Annotated in this window: 12 protein-coding genes; 2 read left to right on the top strand and 10 right to left on the bottom strand. The window is 47.8% G+C overall.

The features are described 5' to 3' along the window. The first annotated feature begins 28 nt into the window (after positions 1 to 28). Positions 29 to 1,855, top strand: coding sequence for an elongator complex protein 3 (locus tag HMPREF1091_RS02905; protein WP_035424898.1), 1,827 nt, complete (start codon positions 29 to 31; stop codon positions 1,853 to 1,855). A gap of 189 nt (positions 1,856 to 2,044) precedes the next feature. On the opposite strand, the gene HMPREF1091_RS02900 is transcribed toward HMPREF1091_RS02905, so the two are convergent. The 4 genes from HMPREF1091_RS02900 to HMPREF1091_RS02885 form a co-directional block, all read right to left on the bottom strand. After that, a complete protein-coding gene (locus HMPREF1091_RS02900) occupies positions 2,045 to 2,449 on the bottom strand; it encodes a flavodoxin domain-containing protein (protein ID WP_002563339.1) in 405 nt (134 codons plus the stop codon). Between the two features lie 75 nt (positions 2,450 to 2,524). Then, positions 2,525 to 3,271 (bottom strand): DUF3793 family protein, encoded by a 747-nt coding sequence (locus HMPREF1091_RS07995; protein ID WP_002563338.1) that lies wholly within the window; start codon positions 3,269 to 3,271, stop codon positions 2,525 to 2,527. A gap of 168 nt (positions 3,272 to 3,439) precedes the next feature. Beyond that, positions 3,440 to 4,729 carry a phosphopyruvate hydratase gene (gene eno / locus HMPREF1091_RS02890; RefSeq protein WP_002563337.1) on the bottom strand — a complete coding sequence of 430 codons (1,290 nt, stop codon included), beginning with the start codon at positions 4,727 to 4,729 and terminating at the stop codon, positions 3,440 to 3,442. A gap of 222 nt (positions 4,730 to 4,951) precedes the next feature. Next, a complete protein-coding gene (locus tag HMPREF1091_RS02885; RefSeq protein WP_002563336.1) occupies positions 4,952 to 5,335 on the bottom strand; it encodes a cupin domain-containing protein in 384 nt (127 codons plus the stop codon). 188 nt (positions 5,336 to 5,523) lie between these two features. Here HMPREF1091_RS02885 and HMPREF1091_RS02880 point away from each other — a divergent pair, with 188 nt between their 5' ends. Continuing rightward, entirely contained in the window at positions 5,524 to 7,188 is a 1,665-nt protein-coding gene (locus HMPREF1091_RS02880; RefSeq protein ID WP_002563335.1) for a DUF438 domain-containing protein, read from the top strand. 20 nt (positions 7,189 to 7,208) lie between these two features. Here HMPREF1091_RS02880 and HMPREF1091_RS02875 read toward each other — a convergent pair whose 3' ends face one another. The 6 genes from HMPREF1091_RS02875 to feoB form a co-directional block, all read right to left on the bottom strand. Then, positions 7,209 to 9,485 carry a DEAD/DEAH box helicase gene (locus tag HMPREF1091_RS02875; RefSeq protein WP_002563334.1) on the bottom strand — a complete coding sequence of 759 codons (2,277 nt, stop codon included), beginning with the start codon at positions 9,483 to 9,485 and terminating at the stop codon, positions 7,209 to 7,211. A 44-nt stretch (positions 9,486 to 9,529) separates the two neighbouring features. Continuing rightward, positions 9,530 to 11,980 carry an ABC transporter permease gene (locus tag HMPREF1091_RS02870; protein WP_002563333.1) on the bottom strand — a complete coding sequence of 817 codons (2,451 nt, stop codon included), beginning with the start codon at positions 11,978 to 11,980 and terminating at the stop codon, positions 9,530 to 9,532. 6 nt (positions 11,981 to 11,986) lie between these two features. Continuing rightward, positions 11,987 to 12,721, bottom strand: a complete 735-nt coding sequence (locus tag HMPREF1091_RS02865) for an ABC transporter ATP-binding protein (protein WP_002563332.1) — start codon at positions 12,719 to 12,721, stop codon at positions 11,987 to 11,989. A 124-nt stretch (positions 12,722 to 12,845) separates the two neighbouring features. Beyond that, on the bottom strand, positions 12,846 to 14,222 hold the full coding sequence (locus HMPREF1091_RS02860) for an ATP-binding protein (RefSeq protein ID WP_002563331.1): 1,377 nt from the start codon (positions 14,220 to 14,222) through the stop codon (positions 12,846 to 12,848). After that, positions 14,212 to 15,804: a TerB N-terminal domain-containing protein gene (locus HMPREF1091_RS02855; protein WP_162261129.1), complete on the bottom strand. Its 1,593-nt coding sequence runs from the start codon at positions 15,802 to 15,804 to the stop codon at positions 14,212 to 14,214. The genes HMPREF1091_RS02860 and HMPREF1091_RS02855 overlap by 11 nt, the downstream gene beginning before the upstream one ends. Before the next feature lie 278 nt (positions 15,805 to 16,082). Continuing rightward, complete coding sequence (feoB, locus tag HMPREF1091_RS02850; protein WP_002563329.1) at positions 16,083 to 18,719, bottom strand: ferrous iron transporter B; 2,637 nt, start codon at positions 18,717 to 18,719, stop codon at positions 16,083 to 16,085. Positions 18,720 to 18,724 lie beyond the last annotated feature (5 nt).

The following is an 18,724-nucleotide window of genomic DNA, read 5'->3' as shown; positions in this document are numbered from 1 at the left end:
CATGAGGCTGGCTGCGTATAATGCGAGTATGAATGAACTCATAGTAGACATATTACAGCAGCTGCGCGCCCATCCCGATACCACTCTTGATGTCCACCAGCTCGAGGCACTGCTGCGCGCTCACAGCACTCCTCGCAACAAGCAAATTCCCAAGCGGGCCATCCTGCCCTACTTTTTACAAGTCAAAAATCAGGACGTTAAGCTCTGGCAATCGTGGGAGGTCACGCCTCAGTTGGAAGCGCGCTTTGTACGCTCGGTGCGCATGAAGCCGCGGCGCACAGCCTCTGGAGTAGCAACTATTACGGTTATTACGCGCCCCCATAGCTGCTCGAGCAATTGTCTGTACTGCCCCTGCGATTTGCGCATGCCCAAAAGCTATATTGCCAATGAGCCCGCCTGTCAGCGCGCGGAACAGGCCTTTTTTGATCCCTATATACAGGTTGCCGCTCGCCTGCGTGCCTTGCATCAAATGGGCCATTCTATCGATAAGGTCGAGCTCATTGTTCTGGGCGGCACCTGGAGTGACTACCCTACAAGCTATCAATACTGGTTTGTGCATGAGCTCTTTCGTGCACTCAATGACTGGCCCGCCTCGCCACAGGCTATCGAGAAGCGCTTGGACTGGTACCGCTCTTACGGAATGCACAACGCAGAAGAAGCCCTCCGCAGCTTTGTTGCCAACCAACAGGCTGCTGTTGATGCAGGAACAGCCAGCTATAACCAGGCATTTCACAAGCTATACGACACAAGTACCCCCCATCAAGAGGCATGGTCGCACATGAGTGCCACCCTTGAAGAGCTTCTTTACCAGCAGCAAAAAAATGAGACAGCTGCTTGTCGCGTAGTGGGTCTTGTTATAGAAACACGTCCGGATACCATTACAGCAAGAACACTCACAATGTTTAGGCAGCTTGGCTGTACTAAAATCCAAATTGGCATCCAAAGCACACGCCAAGAAATTCTTGACGCTAACCTACGTCAGATGACCACCGCGCAAATAAAGCGTGCTTTTTCACTTATACGCCTGTATGGGTTTAAAATTCATTCCCATCTGATGATCAATCTTTTAGGCGCCACACCTGAGGCGGACAAGAACGATTTTACAACGTTTGTAACTGATCCTGGTTACCTTCCAGATGAGATCAAGCTCTACCCTTGTGCACTGGTAGAGGGGACACAGCTGGTTAAAGCATACCAAGCTGGTAGCTGGCACCCCTACTCTCAAGAGGAATTGGTGGACGTACTGGTACATGACGTGATGGCAGCTCCTGCGTATGTACGCATTTCTCGCATGATTCGCGATATTAGTTCCACTGATATTTTGGTAGGCAACAAGCACACCAACCTGCGGCAAATGGTCGAACAGCGCCTTGCTGCACAAGAGCAGGCTTGCCAGGTACAGGAAATTCGATTTAGAGAAATTAATCAACAACAGGTACAGGCAAAAGAACTCACCCTGCAAGACCATAGCTATGACACGGCGGTGAGTGAGGAGCACTTCTTGCAATGGGTAACAACCACCAACAAGATTGCTGGTTTTTGTAGGCTCTCACTACCCCATTGGGACCAATTGTTGGCCGGTACCTGTGACGTGCGCGCTGATGAGCTGGTAGTCCAACCAGGTCAAGCCATGGTTCGAGAGCTGCATGTGTATGGGCAAGCGCTGTCATTGGGTACAGAAGGGGCCTCGGCGCAGCATCAAGGGCTTGGTCAAAAATTGCTTATTCAGGCAAGTACGATTGCTGCAAACGCGGGTTATACCAGCCTCAATGTGATCAGCTCTGTGGGCACCCGCGCATACTATCGAGCACAAGGCTTCAGAGATGCTGGCCTATACCAGCGCAAAGAACTCTGATTGGCGCACAAGGATTCTCGCCAGTATAAAACGTGCTGATCAGAGCCAGCAATCCTAACAAATGCTGTAATGCTTCCTCACAACCAGAGTAAGCCACACTCACAAAAAAGAAAAAGCCGCCATCGTAAGACAGCGGCTTGTCATACTCAATCAAACACAGCTTACTAACAGCTGTGAAGATATACCTGACTACTCAGCGAGCTTCTCGCCAGCAGAACGAAGTGCATCCAACACATCGTCCTCAGGCTCAAGGTTGGCGATAATGGCATCAATGACGTTTACGCCAGCAGATTCAGCGCGCTCCTTCCAGCTGTCCATCCACTCGCCCGTGCCCCAGTCATACGAACCAAACAGCACCACGGGCTTCTCGCCAAACTCACCAACGCACTCATCCCAAAGCTCCTCAAAGTCGGGATCAAGCTCCTCGTCACCCATTGCAGGGCAACCAAAAGCAAAAGCATCGTAGTCAGCAACCTTTGCGCCAGAGAAATCACTGTAATCAATGATGTCAGTGTCAGCACCCTGAGCTATAGCCTGGGCCATGGCCTCGGTATTGCCAGTCTGGCTCCAAAATACAACTGCTACCTTACTCATAACTTCCTCCTTCTTTATGTAGTCGGCTCCTTTTTGCCGTCTAACACCTAGATACTTAGCTTCCAAAGCCCGTGGCTACCCACCTGAGCTTACGAGAAGTTCCATAAGGCTTGTGCCTGATCTAAAACGATTGAGGCACGCTCCTTCCAAGCAGGCAAGCTGCGCAAAGCGTTGACGTGCTCGCTCAACATTTCCGTAGGCACACCAAGCACCCCTACAACTGCAGGGCTGCTTGTGGATAAACCCAAGCACGTCTTCAAGCGGATATCCAAATACCACGCCCATTTCATGGGGAAATTCAACGGGGATAGCTGGTGCAGAGCCGCCATCAGCCACAAACTCTAAGGGCTGGCTGGCAGATTTTGCCTGGGCTTTTGCTTGATAATACTGAGCCAAACGCAATCTAAACGCGCGCATAAGCTCCGTAGATGACGTAGTGGGATAGCCTGCATCATGCAAAAATGCGCGTATATCAGACTCCTGAAGAATCGCATCAACCAGTTCTGGACGATACGCCACCAGTGCTATACGATCACGACAACTACCAGCCGTCATGCATCTTACGCCATAGGCAGAAATCTCCTTGGTAAAGCCACGGAAAAGTTCACAGGTTTTTGCGCGCAGACGGGGACCCTGCCACATACAGCATGCAGCCTGAGGCCTAAAGTTAAACAATGCAGCAGGCTTTACACCTGCAATAACACCAGAAGCACAGCGAACAAAGGTTGAAATAAACGCATGGCATAGCAGGGGTCCATAGGGCTCAAGTGAAGATACATATTCTGAGTCACCACGGACATCCAAAATACTGGCACCGCTCAAGCAAACCTCCAACCCAAATACTACATACAAACCGTACTCTGACTTGATACAAAAAGAGCGCCGGTGGTGAAGGAAGGAGGAACACCACCGGCGCTAAAGTGGTCGAACTCAAGACGTTTAGGAGAGGAGTTAATCTTGATTCGACAGAGGTAAACGAATGAACTCAAATTAACGCAGGTTATAAAATGCCTTGCTACCACCAAATTCTGCAGAGGCTTCAAGCGCGTCCTCAATGCGCAGAAGTTGATTGTATTTAGCCACACGATCAGAGCGACAAGGTGCACCAGTCTTGATTTGGCCTGCATTGGTAGCGACTGCCAAATCTGCAATGGTAGTATCCTCAGTCTCGCCCGAACGATGAGATACAACCGCTGTATAACCAGCACGCTTTGCTGTCTCGATAGCATCGAGCGTCTCGGTAAGCGTACCGATTTGGTTGACTTTAATCAGGATGGCGTTTGCAGCTCCAACCTCAATGCCCTTCTCAAGGCGCTTGGTGTTGGTTACAAACAAGTCATCACCAACAAGCTGTACACGCCTGCCCAAACGCTGGGTCAGCTCAATCCAGCCATTCCAGTCTTCTTCTGCAAGACCATCCTCAATGGAGATGATGGGATACTTGTTAACAAGCTCCTCCCAGTAATCTACCAACTGAGAACTGGTAAGCTCGCGACCTTCACCTGCAAGCACGTAGACACCGCGCTCCTTGTCATATACCTCACTGGTAGCAGGATCCATAGCAAACATGAAGTCCTTACCAGGGGTAAAGCCAGCACGCTGGACCGCCTTCATAAGGTACTCTAAGGGCTCGGCATTGTTGACCAAGTTGGGAGCAAAACCACCCTCATCGCCAACACCAGTAGAAAGACCGGACTCCTTAAGAACGTCCTTAAGCGTGTGATATACCTCAGCACACCAACGAAGCGCTTCGCGGAAGTTGGGAGCGCCAACAGGCATGATCATGAACTCCTGGAAGTCCACGTTATTATCGGCGTGAACACCACCATTAAGTACGTTCATCATAGGAATGGGCAGGGTGTGACCGTTGGTACCCCCCAAATAAGCATAGAGCGGAAGGTCGGCAGACTGAGCTGCAGCGCGAGCAACTGCCAAAGAACAACCAAGGATTGCATTTGCGCCATACTTACCCTTGTTATCTGTGCCATCTGCAGCCATAAGTGCTGCATCTACTGCACGCTGATCAGTTGCATCCATGCCAACAATAACATCATGAAGTTCATTGTTTACATGGCTTACAGCATTCAAGACGCCCTTACCAAGATAGCGGTCCTTATCGCCATCGCGCAGCTCTACAGCCTCAAACTCACCCGTAGATGCACCGGAAGGAACCATTGCCCTGCCAAAAGAGCCGTCCTCCAAAAGGACCTCTACCTCAACGGTAGGATTGCCGCGAGAATCAAGTACCTCACGTGCAAGAACATCAATAATTTCGCTCATATTATAATCGCCTCTTTAATCGGTGAACTGCGTTTTACCTGTTCATTAGGAACCCGCATAAAATATCACCGTTAGTTAACTTTTGACTATCCGTATAGTACACTATGACTAACTTTTGTACAGCACAAATTCGAAAAATTTGAAAACTCTTTATTTAGCTTTGCATACCTAGGCCTTTTATCTGCTGATATCTTTGGAATACAACATTTTGATGGTAATACATCATTTGGATGGATACACAACAACTAAAAGCATCTTAAAGTTAGTAACCGCACAAACAGCATGGGGGTGACCCAAAGGCATTATCAGCGATTGGCCTTCACTCACAAAGTACTGCGCATCGTCAATAGTGATGCTGCCCTGCCCCTCTAGTACCGTAGCAAATGCATCACCACCAGCTATGTGAGAAGCAATCTGCTGGCCCGCATCAAACGAGAAGAGCGTGATGCTTACCTGATCATTTTGCACAAGCGTCTTGCTCACTATCTGAGCTGGCGCATAATCGACTTGATCCTTAAGCACCAGCGGATGCGCAATTGCAATATTTTTTATAGGGCCTTCTGGTTGGCCCACTACATCTGGTGCAGGAGCGCTTGTATCCTCCATATTAATTCCTTCCTATACGGCTGTACGGCTTTTTAGTACACTAGTTTTTAAATACCCCCACTTTGGTAGGATATACAGAAACTTTGTGAGAAAGGAAAAACGTTGCGTACACGCAATGTTTGGCGGAAATACTATCCCTAAAGTAAGCCCTACCAAACAACTGTCCATACGATCGCAAAGGAGCGCACATGGATAAGACTATTGCTCTTAGTTCATCCGTTTATGATATATGCAAAAAATACCCCGAGGTCAAAGGTCTCATGGCAGACATCGGCTTTGATGAAATTACCAAGCCCGGACGCTTGCAGTCTGTGGGTCGTTTCATGACCATACCTCGCGGCTGTGAGTATAAAGAGCTTGCGCTCTCTGATATCATAGCTGCCTTTGTCGAGGCTGGTTTTACGGTACTTGGTGAAGACGGTACTGTATACGGTGCCTCTTCCACGCCGTCAGCCACGAAAGCTGCCGCTAAGTCCGTCGAGGATAGCGCTGAGGCTTTTGTTGAGACACCAACTCAAGAAGCATCTGCCAGCACAGATGAGCCTGCGTCTGCTTCCGAGCGCAAGGCGCTGCTCCACTCTTACCTTGATCGTCTCGATAAGGGCGAGTCTCTTGAGAGTGTACAAAAGGACTTTGCCGCAGCCTTTGCTCAGGTAAGCGGCTCTGAAATTGCCGAAGCAGAACAAGAACTCATTGCCGCTGGCACACCCATTGAGCGTGTGCAGAAGCTTTGCGATGTACATGCCACGTTGTTTGAGGGTGCGGTAAGCTGTGTTCCTCTCTCTGGATCTCCCGAAGAAAAGCCCGGCCACCCTGTGCATACCATGCGCGAGGAAAATAAAAAAATTCTTGAGCGCATCGCCCGGGTGCGTGCAGACATTGCGCAAGCAAACGCCATGGATGAAGAGCTGCGTGACCCGCAGCTTGCGCAGAAAATAGTAGATGACATTGAATTTCTTGCCCCCGTGTCCATCCACTATAAGCGCAAGGAAGAGCTACTCTTCCCGCACCTAGAAAAAAATGATATTTCTAGTCCTTCCAAGGTTATGTGGGCAAAGGACGATGAGGTCCGAGAAGCTCTTGCTGCCGCTCGTCACAGTTCTGAGCGTGCACTGCTTGTTCCTGCCAAGGCCTTTATTGTGCGCGTGGTAACTCCTTTGACCGAAGCGGTAGATGGCATGGAGTCCATGGTAAGCAAGGAAGAAAATGTACTAATACCTCTATCTTTAGAAACGCTCAATGCACGCGACTGGACTCAAATTGCCAGCGAGGAAAAAGAGTACGGCTGGGCATTTATCGAGCAGCCTCCAACATGGCGTGCCACTGCGATGGACCTTGCCGATGCCGCCGTACGTAGTATGGAAAAGAAGCGTGCTACATCCGCAGATTCTGATGCTACTCATACCACATCTGTTGAGAAGATTAAGCTTTCTACCGGAGAGTTTACCGCCGCACAGCTTGACGCTGTTCTCAACACCATTCCTTTGGATATTACCTTTGTCGATGCAGACGATAAGACCAGCTATTTTAGCCATGGAGACACTCGCGCATTCCCGCGTCCCATGAGTTGCCTAGGTAGAGACGTATATGATTGCCACCCACCGCGCAGTCAAGCGATGGTACATCAAGTATTTGATGACTTTAAGAGCGGTGCTCGTGACTCGTACGAGTTTTGGATTCATCTGCACGGCAAATTCCTCTACATCCGCTATTTTGCCGTACGTGACCAGGATGGCACCTATCTTGGCGCTCTGGAAACCACTCAAGACATTGCTCCCATTCAAGAAATTGAGGGCGATAATCGCCGTGGTGCAGATGAGCGCCGTGAAGCCGAGGAGCAAAAGAAGCGGTAGGAAGCGTCCGGCACCAGAGCTCAGTTTTTGTGCGCCCCCAACTCGCTTTGTATCCACTGCATAATGCGTGCACGCGCAGTCTGTATGTCAAGCACGCCATGGGCAAAGCTTTTGCGTACGAGTTCACGGGGAAGGTATTCATCGTACTTATCAAATAAGGGAAGCTCTGAATCAAAGAGTAATTCCATAGGATCAAGATCTGCCAATGCAACTTCAGATAGAGTCTCAAAAAACTCTTCTGGAGTTGCATTCATTCTAAATTGAAAGTAATAGGGACGGTATACATCTATACCTTTAAGCCCCAAGCGTGCTGGAAGCTTTCGCTTTATAATGCGCTCAAGAGCCAAAAACGCATAGGTGCCTAACCAGGGAAATAATACCCAAGTATCACCACCTAGATTGATCAGAGGCTTATCGCTAATAAGAGCTGCCTGTGCCACATCCCGCGCCTGTAAAAGACGCGCCCGTGCTTGAGGAAGCATATAGGCATAGTCTGTTTGCTCTTGGAGCACCTGCTTCATACGCTCCAAAATACGTGTGTGAACATCTCCTGCAACGTTACCAAAATAAGCTGGTACCTTAGCTTTAACTAGGGTTACATACACAAGTTTGCGCTTGTAGTCTAGCTCTTCTACCAGCCAAACATGCCCAGCAATAGCCAGCTTTTCCCCTACAGGAGGTGGCTGCACGACCGTGCCCAGCTCCTGACTTTCGCAGCGAACGGTGTATTCTTCGTTTTCTACAAACACGCCGTAAAAGCGGAAGGTATTGGTAACGCGCTCCCCTGCCAGCCCGAGCAGTATGGTACCCTCTTCTGTTTTCTGAATATGCTCCGTCTGCAAAAGGTGATGTAACAGCAGTTTGTAATCATCTGTGCTCACTGTTTTAAAGGGAGAAAGACTAAGTACCCGACCAGCTAATTGAGCCGGTGTTAGATCACCAGAAGATGCCAATATTGCCATGGTTTGATGATAGAGCAAACTATAAGGCAAGCGACCTTCTCGTACAGGTTCCACCCAACGCTCTTCTATGTATAACTGCACCAAGGCAATGCCCTGTAGCAATTTCCAAGGTATTGTTGCAGGCACTAAGCTGCGCGGTTCTGGCTGATCTTCTCGCATGACAAACCACATCTGTGGTGGCAAACCACGCCTGCCCGTACGGCCCATACGCTGCAAAAAGCTGGAAACCGTAAAGGGCGTATCTATTTGAAATGCCCGTTCTAGGCGACCAATATCAATACCAAGCTCAAGAGTAGCGGTAGCACAAGTAGTAAGAGCTACGTCATCATCACGCATACGATCTTCCGCACTTTCGCGGAGACTGGAGGACAAATTGCCATGATGAATTAAAAACCTATCTGGCTCGTGGTTATACTCGCAATATGAACGCAAGGTACTCGTAACGGCCTCACACTCTTCCCGAGAATTAGAAAAGACAAGACACTTTTTGCCACGGGTATGCTCGTAAATATAACCAAGGCCAGGATCGGCAAGCGCTGGCGCACCATTTGTTTTTTCTGATGATAGTTCTGCTTGCGAACTACTATCTTGATCCTGACCTGCCTCTTTGTGCAACTCTGTTGCCTGAGGACCAGAAGTATAAAAATGCTCCATACAAAGACGCCAGGTTTGGCGAGGTCCAACCACACGGGGGATAACGGTTGCGCGCCCTGTATCTGCCGCAAGAACAGCAGCCATAGACTGAGGGTCACCAATGGTGGCAGACAGTCCAATTCTTCGTGGATTCACATCTGCTAAGCGAGAAAGGCGCTCAATCAAGCAAAGTGTTTGCATGCCACGATCCCCGCGCAACAGTGAATGAACTTCATCTATAACTACATAACGCAAATCATGAAAGAGTGCTGGAATTTCTGCGTGCCGCCGCAAAAGTAGTGCCTCAAGAGACTCTGGTGTAATTTGCAAAACACCACAGGGATGGTTAAGCAGCTTTGTTTTATGAGAAGCGCTTACATCCCCATGCCAATGCCAAACTGGAATATCCGCCTGAGCACATAAATCTTCAAGTCTATAAAATTGATCATTTATAAGCGCCTTAAGCGGACCAATATACAAAGCACCCACTGAGGTAGGAGGATTCTCCCACAGCTCAGTAAGGATTGGAAAAAATGCTGCCTCGGTTTTACCCGAAGCGGTAGAAGAGGTAAGCAATACGTTGCTCGTAGTATTGAAAATGGCATCTGCAGCAGCAAGTTGAATCGCCCGCAAGGATTCCCACTCATGCTCGTAGATAAAGTCACGCACAAATGGAGCGTATTGCTCAAATACATCTGGCATGCGCAACTCCTTACGAACAAAACAGTACACTTGTTCGTAGTATACTACTCGTACACTTTAAGTGCCTCAGCTAGACTGATCTTGTGGATATTCCACATATGAATACAAGCTGCCACTACATACGTTGCAATGCCAATTGCCAATACCTGAGTAAGCAGTTCTGGGCGGTAATTAAGCGGGAAATTACCCGCATAATCAGCCATCATTTGACGCATAAGCTCATTCACAAGTGCAATGATTATTGGAATGGACAACACTTCAGATACAAGAACCGCAAGCGTTATAGGATGCAAATATAACGAGCGAATTTCCTTCTCGGTATATCCAAAAACCTTCATATAGGAGATAGAGCGTGCAGACTGCTCGATGCTTGTTTTAGTAAGCAAGAAAATAAGCAATACAGAAACGGGGATGGCAACCCACATAAGCATAGAAAGCACGCCGCCCATAGAAAGGCTCATTTGCTCGCCTGCAGAAGCCATTTGGTCAGGCGTTGTTTGCGCTACAAGATAGGTTTCGTCCAACAGCAGTGGTTTGTTAGAAGCATATCCATTAAAGTAATCAGCTGGCTTACCAAAGATTTCACACCATGTAGTACGGCTCATATACACATTCATATCTGTCTGACTACCTGCAATAACATCAGGCGCAATCACATAGGTATCTGAGGTATATCGATCCGTAAAGGTATACTGCTCCCCTCGAACAAGACCACATTTTTGTGCTAATCCGCGACCAATAACAATCTTGCCACCCGACACATCATACTTCCAGTAATCAGAGTTAAGATCAATTCCGTATACGCTCACTTCCTCGCCTTTGCCAGAAATTGCACGTGGTATTTCAAGCGTTGTTACAGCAAACTTTTCGGACTTCTCGATAGTCTTAGCTGCATTGGAATACATGTTTACGGGATGGCCAGCCGCAGTATATGAATCGGACTCTAACGCGGATGCTCGCATGAGCAAATCGTAGTATCGAGCAGCGCTTAACTCATCTTCTGGATGCTCGTATTTGTGCAACATGCTAAGAGCGGAGGCGGCATCTGCCTGAGCAGGTGTAACATCAATCTCCAACGGCGCCTTAAGCGTATATATATGCTGCGCAGGTACCATCTTGGTCATCTGTGTAGCATACTCTTCCACCAAAGGCACTATACACAGACACATAAGCAGTAAGATATTTGAAAACACAATTCCCAAAAACAAAATAAGAAACTGCGGCGCATTTCTTGCCAAAACACGTGCACGAAAACGGCGTAAAAACTTCCAACGGTCCGGAAATACCAGCTTGCTCCTGCGCGTATGGTGGCGCGTTTCTTGGCGCAAAAACTCTAATGGCGTTGCCTTCAGGCTGGCGGCAATACCAATAAAATTAACGCTCATTAGTAAAAGCACTGGTATAACAGACATAAAGACAAAAATCTCTATCGAGAAAATCGGCGTAAAGGACACGATATCATATGACCGATAGTAGTTTGATGCCATAAACTCAGCAAAACCGCTGTAGCAAATACCATTGCCCACCGCTGCCGCCAGCAGCCCCGTAAGCGTTGGCAAGACCATGTAGTGCGCAATAAGCTCATGCTTGCGATAACCTGAAGCAAGAAGGGTGCCAATAGCAGCACTTTCAGACAGAATAGTAGCCTTGGTAAGTACCACAAAGACAAATGAAACTACCACCAACAAGATTGCACCTGCAACTATCCAGCCTTTTTTGTCTCCTACAAGGTCCTTATCGGCATAGTTATAGGCACTGTTGTCTTCTTTATCTATTACCTCAGTTAAAGACACCTGATTGTTGGTAAGCAATTGAGCCACGTCACGTTCATACGTCACGCGATCACTCAAGCTCATGGTCTTGTCATCCAACACGACTGAGTATCTATATACAGACGTCTTTGCCAGTTGATCATATGCCTCATTGGTAACCTGGGCTAAGGTAAAGGTCACTCCGTCAAAGAGCAAATCGGTATTTTTCTTTTCTAATACTTGATAATCAGGCAGGCTTACAAAACCCGTAATCGTAAACGTATGCCCATCCAAAGAAACTTTGTCCCCAATCTGCAAATTGTTGTTATTGCAGTAGGTACGCGAAAGAGCAATCTCTGTATCTTGTTGTGGGGCCCTACCCTCTACATAACTAACCTTATTAAAGTCAGTACGGTTTTTGAACAGGCGCGCCGTAGTTTGTTTATGTGCTCCCGGGGCCGTAAATTGAACATCAGTGTAGAAGTTCTCATACACCTTGCAGTTAGACCCCTGATTTTGAATCTTTGTAATGACGTCTTGAGGAATCTTAAACTGCGTAGTGATATAAAAATCTTCAAGATTGCTTACGGCTCTATTTTGTGCAATGAGTTTTTGGATGGAACTTGCACCCGTCAGAAAGCTCGACACCATAGCAATGGTAATGGTGAGCAAGAAAAACAATCCTAGGTACTTACCTAAATTGTGAACAAAATCACGCGGAAGTCGTTTAATAAGCGGTGACATACCTACCTACCATTCCAAATTCTTAGCAGGCACCAGCTGTGTTTGTAGGTAATCCTCTACCAAATGGCCATCATGCAGACGCAAAACGTGATGTGACATATGCCTAATAGCATCGTTATGAGTAACTATGACCATAGTGCAGCTATATTGACGATTTACCTGTTCCATAAGCTGCAAGATTTCCTTGGAGGTTGTATAGTCCAATGCACCCGTAGGTTCGTCACACAGCAAAAGACGAGGATTTTTTACCAGCGCACGACCGATGGAACAGCGTTGTTGTTGGCCACCAGATACCTGGTTGGGAAACTTATTTCGATGTTCCCAAAGCCCCAAATTGTGCAATAGCTCATCTATGGGTAAGGAAGCCTTGGAAACGTAGGCACCTACCTCGATATTCTCGCGAATGGTTAAGTCTGGTATGAGGTTATAAAACTGGAAGATGAATCCTAATTCTTTGCGACGATACTCCACCAGCTGTTTAGCAGACAGTTGGGTAATGTCTTGCTCATCCACCACAATAGAACCAGCGTCAGCCGATTCCAAACCGCCAAGCAAGTTAAGGAAGGTGGATTTGCCTGAGCCAGATGGCCCAAATAAAACGCACATTTCACCTTGGTGTATGGTGGTGGTAATACCAGTAAGAACACTTACTTTGGCATCTGCCTGACCGTAGCTTTTACATACATCAGATACGCAAATAAAATCTTTTTGATCTGTTTGTACTGTTTTTTGCACGTCCATGCTTTGCCCCTATACTGTTACAAAAGTTACCTTAAGTAAACCTCTCGCTCTAGTATATTGCTAAAAGTTAGAATAATATATCTTTTTTACAGTTTTGTAGGCAAAATGTTATGCAAAAAACACCCTAAATGGTGAACTCGGCAAATCCCGATGCCTCATCTGAAGTGCCATAAGAGCCGCCAGAATCAGAACTGCCAGAATCACCACTTGTTGTAGCTTCCAGAAAACCATGCTGTCCAAAAGATCCATCTGCCAAAAGAGACTCTATCGTCACAGTAGGGTCTTGAAACATGATGTCCAGCAACTCGATAAAATCGCGAATTACTTCACGAGGCGTGATGTGTGTTTGTGCACCTACACGGGATAGTTCTACCTCTAAAAACCTTGCTAACTGAGCCTCATTAAGACGACGGTCATATTCAAATAATCCCGCATGAATACCCGCGAGTTTCTCGATAAGAACCAGAAGTTCCTCAGGCGTGAGTGCTGTTAAACGAATTACAGGAGCCAACAGGTCAGACATTCCCTCACGACCAAAACGCCCTTGCGTCAAGCGTGAGCGCAGCGCTTCATACGAATACAAACCACGACGCCTATCCTCTACTGTCTGTGGTGTTCCACCCATAATAATGCCAAGGTACTGAGCACGGCCCTGAAGAGCATCGTTATATATGGTTAAGAGCTTCTCATAGTTGTATTGCCTCGAGACAGCATGAGGAATCTTATACAGATTAACCAGCTCATCTATGAGGATGAGCAAACCTTCATAGCCGGCACCACGCAAGAAGCGTGCAAACAACTTGAGATAGTCATACCAATCATCATCCGTAATAATTGCTGTTACACCAAGCTCGGCGCGCGCTTCAGACTTAGTACGATACTCACCGCGGAACCAACGGATAACATGTGCTTTAAGCTCATCATTACCCTCCATATACGCACGAAAATATGATGATAAAAGCTTGGCAAAATCAAAACCATGTACCAGCTCTTGCAAATCAGCCAATGAGGCATATATTTCCTTTTGGACCTCATCTACAAAACGGGCGTCTTCGGGCAATACACCCGCAGCAATCACCTTGGACTGAGCCGTCGTAACCCAACGATCCAAAATAAGCGTCAGTGCACCACCTTCTGGGCGCGTTTTGGTAGATAAGTTTGAAATGAGCTCACGGTAGGTAGCAAGACCCTGACCACGCGTTCCCTGAAGACGACGCTCGGGCGAAAGATCTGCATCCGCAACTACAAAATTGTTTCCCATTGCATGATTGCGCATGGTTTGCAGCAAAAAACTCTTGCCACTTCCGTAGCGACCAACAACAAACCTGCACGATACACCACCATCTGCCACCATAGACAAATCACGAAGCAGCGCGGCAATCTCATCCTTACGCCCAACCGTAATGTAGGGCAGCCCCACGCGCGGCACTACGCCACCCTTAAGGGAATTGATGAGAACACCGGCAATGCGCTTAGGCACACGAACTGAATTAGTTGGCACGTAAAAACTCCTCTACGTCTTTGCGATAGTCCTCTACCAAGCTTACCCGCTGCCCATCAAACTCTAAAACGGTATCATCCACCAGATCATAGAGCAGCTCATTGATGTGGTCAACCTCAACTGAAAGCATGCTACCCACGTCTGCTTTTGGAAGAGGTTTGCCTTCTAAGACAGCTTGCAGCAACTGCTTTTGGTAATTGCCGAGAAGCCTTATGTTTGCTGCATTATTTATTTTGGATTCTAAGGGCATACCTGCTTCATCCACCAATAAGCTCATCTGCCGAGTCTCTTCTGAAGCCTGAGCTGCAAACGCGAGCTCACACTCAGACTCAAGCGCGCGTTCTTCCTCTACTAACAATACCTCACATATTTGAGCGGCATCACTACGAATAGCAGCTAAAGAGTCTAGATTAATACTTACCTGAGCAGCCTCAATACGGTTTTTCTCTTCCACTACCTGCTGAACCGCCTCGGTAACATACGAGCGTTGATACTTTGGAATCTCACGCGGCTTAAGTGCTGTTACCTCTTGTAGGGTCTGGCGCAAGGCTACATCTATTTCATACAAGAGATTACCAAGTTCACCACTTTTCTTCTTGGCCTTGCAAGGCTTGGAAATAGTCCAGCGCCCATCATGGCAGCTATACACCACATGCCAAGGAGTTGCTCGTACTTGATCTGCATGTGCCTGCGGTGTATAAAAAATGGCACCGGAAAACATAGTGTAGGGTTCACACACAGCTGGCCCAAACAGACCGTCAATATACCCCGTTTTCCTGCGCGTTTTGCAGTGATTAACCATCTTAATAAACACACGTGCACACGCTTGTTGTACCAATGCGGGATAGACAGTATAGAGTTTTGATTTTTCTAAATGATATGAACTCACACTACACAACAACTCAAACAACTGCCCCTCATTAATCTGTGAGGCCTGTGAGGAAGTAAGTTGCGCCTGTACAAGCTTTTGTTCCAGCTCTCGTAACTCGTATACTGCGTTGAAGTGCATAAAAGAAGCATGGGCATACTCTAGGGGCAAGTCATGCCATACGGCAAAATCCAACATCCAGGCCTGCAGATAGGCATCAAGAACTCTGTTGGCTCCATCTTTGCAAAAGCTGTCGCGCAAAACGCCAAGCATAGTCATAGCTTGCTGAGCAGATGCCACGCCTACTTTACACAGCAGCTCATAGGCATACACAAACAAAAAAGAGAGTGGAGCATGCGTAATGGTATGGTTTTTCAATTTGGTACGCCAGCTAAAATATGCGCGCGCATCCAAGTTACTCATATCTTCATACGTAGGGTAATAGCAGGAAAAATGACTGGTGTAGTCACAATCATCCTCAAAATCTGCCATAAAGGATGCCTGTTCATAAAACAGTTGAGAGCCCCCATAATGATAGTTATGCCATCCAGCTCGTTTGGCTAAACCACGCATCTCTAAAATACGCTGAGGTGTTGGCCGCGGTTTGTCCCGCTCCTTATCCTGTAACAACTGCCTGCCCGTACGTATAAGGGGCTTATCGCAATACTCCCTCTTGCTAAACGCACTAATCTCTCCAGCAGCAATTTTGGCCAAGATTTCTCGCGCAATACTCACCGCTCGAGATATACGCTCCTCGTCGGATTTAAGATAGTCATGCGAATATGTTCTCTTATTTTCGTACATATGTTCGTATAGTATAGTCCATCTCCACCCACAAAAAAGGACCCGACGCAAACAACTCAAAACACGGTCTTCACCTATACAAAAACCTCGCACCATAACAGTAATGCCATGATGCGAGGAATATTCAGTTTGACCAGGCGCTTGCACACACCCTCGTCGTTAGAACAAGGCTGGCCAGAGGTAGTAGATTACGCAAGCTTCTCTACGATCTTGTCGTCAGTATGCTCGTGCTTTGGCATAGGACGGAACAGCTGGAACAACATGCCAGCCAAGGCAACAATCGCGATAACAGTCCATACACCAAAATGCCCAGTGGTGGCCAGTTCGTACAGCTGGTAGATAATCATACCAACTACCCAACCAAAGCCGCACTCATAGCCAATGGCAAACCAGAACCACTTAGGATCATCCATTTGCTTGCGGATGGTACCCATAGCAGCAAAACAAGGTGCATTAAGCATGTTGAACGCTACAAACGCCAACATAGCACCCAGATTTAACGTACCGCCAAAGGTAAACATGTTGGCAAAGCCGTTCCACATAGATACCGAGTTCTCGCCAGCATCACCCAAACCATACAGGGCACCAAAGGTAGAAACCAGGTTCTCCTTAGCGATAAGTGCAGAGATGGATGCAGAGGCAGCCTGCCAAGAATTGTTACCCAGAGGAATGAAGATAGTACTAACCCAGTTACCAACAGCAGCCAGCAGGGAGTAATCCATGTACTCCTCAGGAGCACCGTCAAGGCTCTCAAGGAAACCAAAGGCACCGCTGCCGCCATCCCAGGTAGCCCAACCAAAACGAGACAGAACCCAAATGCCTACAGCAGCCAAGAAGATGATGGTACCAGCCTTCTTAACATATGCGCTTACGCGCTCCCAAACATGCAGCCACCAAGACTTCAGTGCTGGAAGGTGATAATCAGGAAGCTCCATTACAAATGGGGCAGGATCGCCTGAGAAGGGCTTGGTCTTCTTTAGCATGATTGCAGAGATAATGATGGACAAAAGACCCAAGAAGTAGAACATAGGAGCAATCCACCAGGCCTTAGAGCCACCCAGCAAAACGCCCATAACCAGTGCAATGATGGGCTGCTTAGCACCACAAGGAATCATGGTAGTAAGCATTGCGGTCATACGACGGTCATTCTCGTTCTCAATGGTCTTAGTTGCCAGAACGCCAGGAACGCCACAACCAGAAGAAACCAGCATAGGAATGAAGGACTTACCAGACAGACCAAAGCGACGAAACACACGGTCCATAACAAAGGCAACACGACTCATGTAGCCGCAGTCCTCAAGGAAGCACAGCAAAACAAACAGGACAAACATCTGAGGAATGAAGCCCAAAACAGCACCAACGCCACCGACAATACCCTCTGTAACCAAAGAGACCATCATAGGAGATGCGCCAGCATTGGTAAGCCAGCCCTCGATAGCAGTAGGAATGGAAGGAACAAAGCCCTCGTAATCCTCGGCAGCAGGCTCATTTGCAGCGCCTTCAGCAGCTGCCACAAAGTCATCTGCGTCAATCTTTTCGATAGTTTGGAGCTGAACGCTCTTATCGGCAGGCATACCTTCTGCATCAACCTTAGTTACAGGCTCGTCATCAACATCTACAAGGTTGCCATCCTCATCATGGATGGGAACATCCTTGGCAACAACGCCTGTCTCTTTAGCAGCGGCAGCAAACGTAGTAACGGCCTCAGTGTCACCCTCGGAAACTGCATCTGCAACACCCTCGGTGTCAACACCAGCCTCTTCGGCAGCGGCAATATAGCCCTCGACCTTATCGCCATAGTGCTCGCCATCCCAAGCTTCCTTGGCCTCTGTGTAGGCATTGGAACCAGAAGCAGAGATAAAGAAACCGTCACTAAACAGATTATCGTTAACCCAGTCACTGGCAGGAGTACCTACAGCTACCAGCGCAAACCAGTACATGAAGGACATGACTGCAATAAAGATGGGAATACCCAGCAAACGAGAGGTAACGACCTTGTCGATCTTTTGAGAGATAGTAAGCCGAGCAGGAGCCTTGGTTACGCACTCCTCCATGATGGAAGAAATCCACTCATAGCGATCTGAGGTAATGATGGACTCAGAGTCATCATCGCGCGCCTCTTCCACAGGGGTAATAAGCGTCTCGATCTTAGCAAGAGATTCTTCAGACAGGTTAAGGGGCTTAATTGCCTCTACGTCACGCTCAAACAGCTTGATGGAATACCAACGCAGAGTGTGGGGCTCAACCTTGTCCTTGATCTCAGAAGCAATGGCCTGCAATGCAGACTCAACCTCAGGAGTAAACAGCTTAATACCCTGGCTAACCTTATGCTGCTTGCCAGCATCAATTGCGGCGTTTACCAGCTCGGTAACGTTGGTGTTGCGCAGAGCAGAGATCTCAAGAACATCCACACCCAAACGCTCGGAGAGCAGTGCGGCGTTAATTACATCGCCACGCTCTTTGAGAAGGTCGCACATGTTAAGGCCGACAACAACAGGACGGCCGGTCTCGAGCATCTGCGTTGCCAAATACAGGCTGCGCTCGATGTTGGTTACATCGATCAGGTTAATAACAGCATCGGGCTTCTCGTTAATGACAAAGTCACGCGAGACTACCTCTTCAGGAGAGTAAGGACTCATCGAGTAGATGCCGGGAAGGTCGGTAAACAGAACGTTCTTGTCCTTCTTCCAGGTAGCCTCTTTTTTCTCAACCGTAACGCCAGGCCAGTTACCCACGTAGCCATTTGATCCAGTTAGCTCATTGAACAGCGTGGTTTTACCGCAGTTAGGGTTACCAGCAAGTGCAATATTGATCATATCTGCCATAATTC

The sequence above is a fragment of the Atopobium minutum 10063974 genome, assembly GCF_000364325.1.
Taxonomy (GTDB): Bacteria; Actinomycetota; Coriobacteriia; order Coriobacteriales; family Atopobiaceae; genus Atopobium; species Atopobium minutum.
This window is presented reverse-complemented; position numbering and strand designations above follow the sequence as displayed.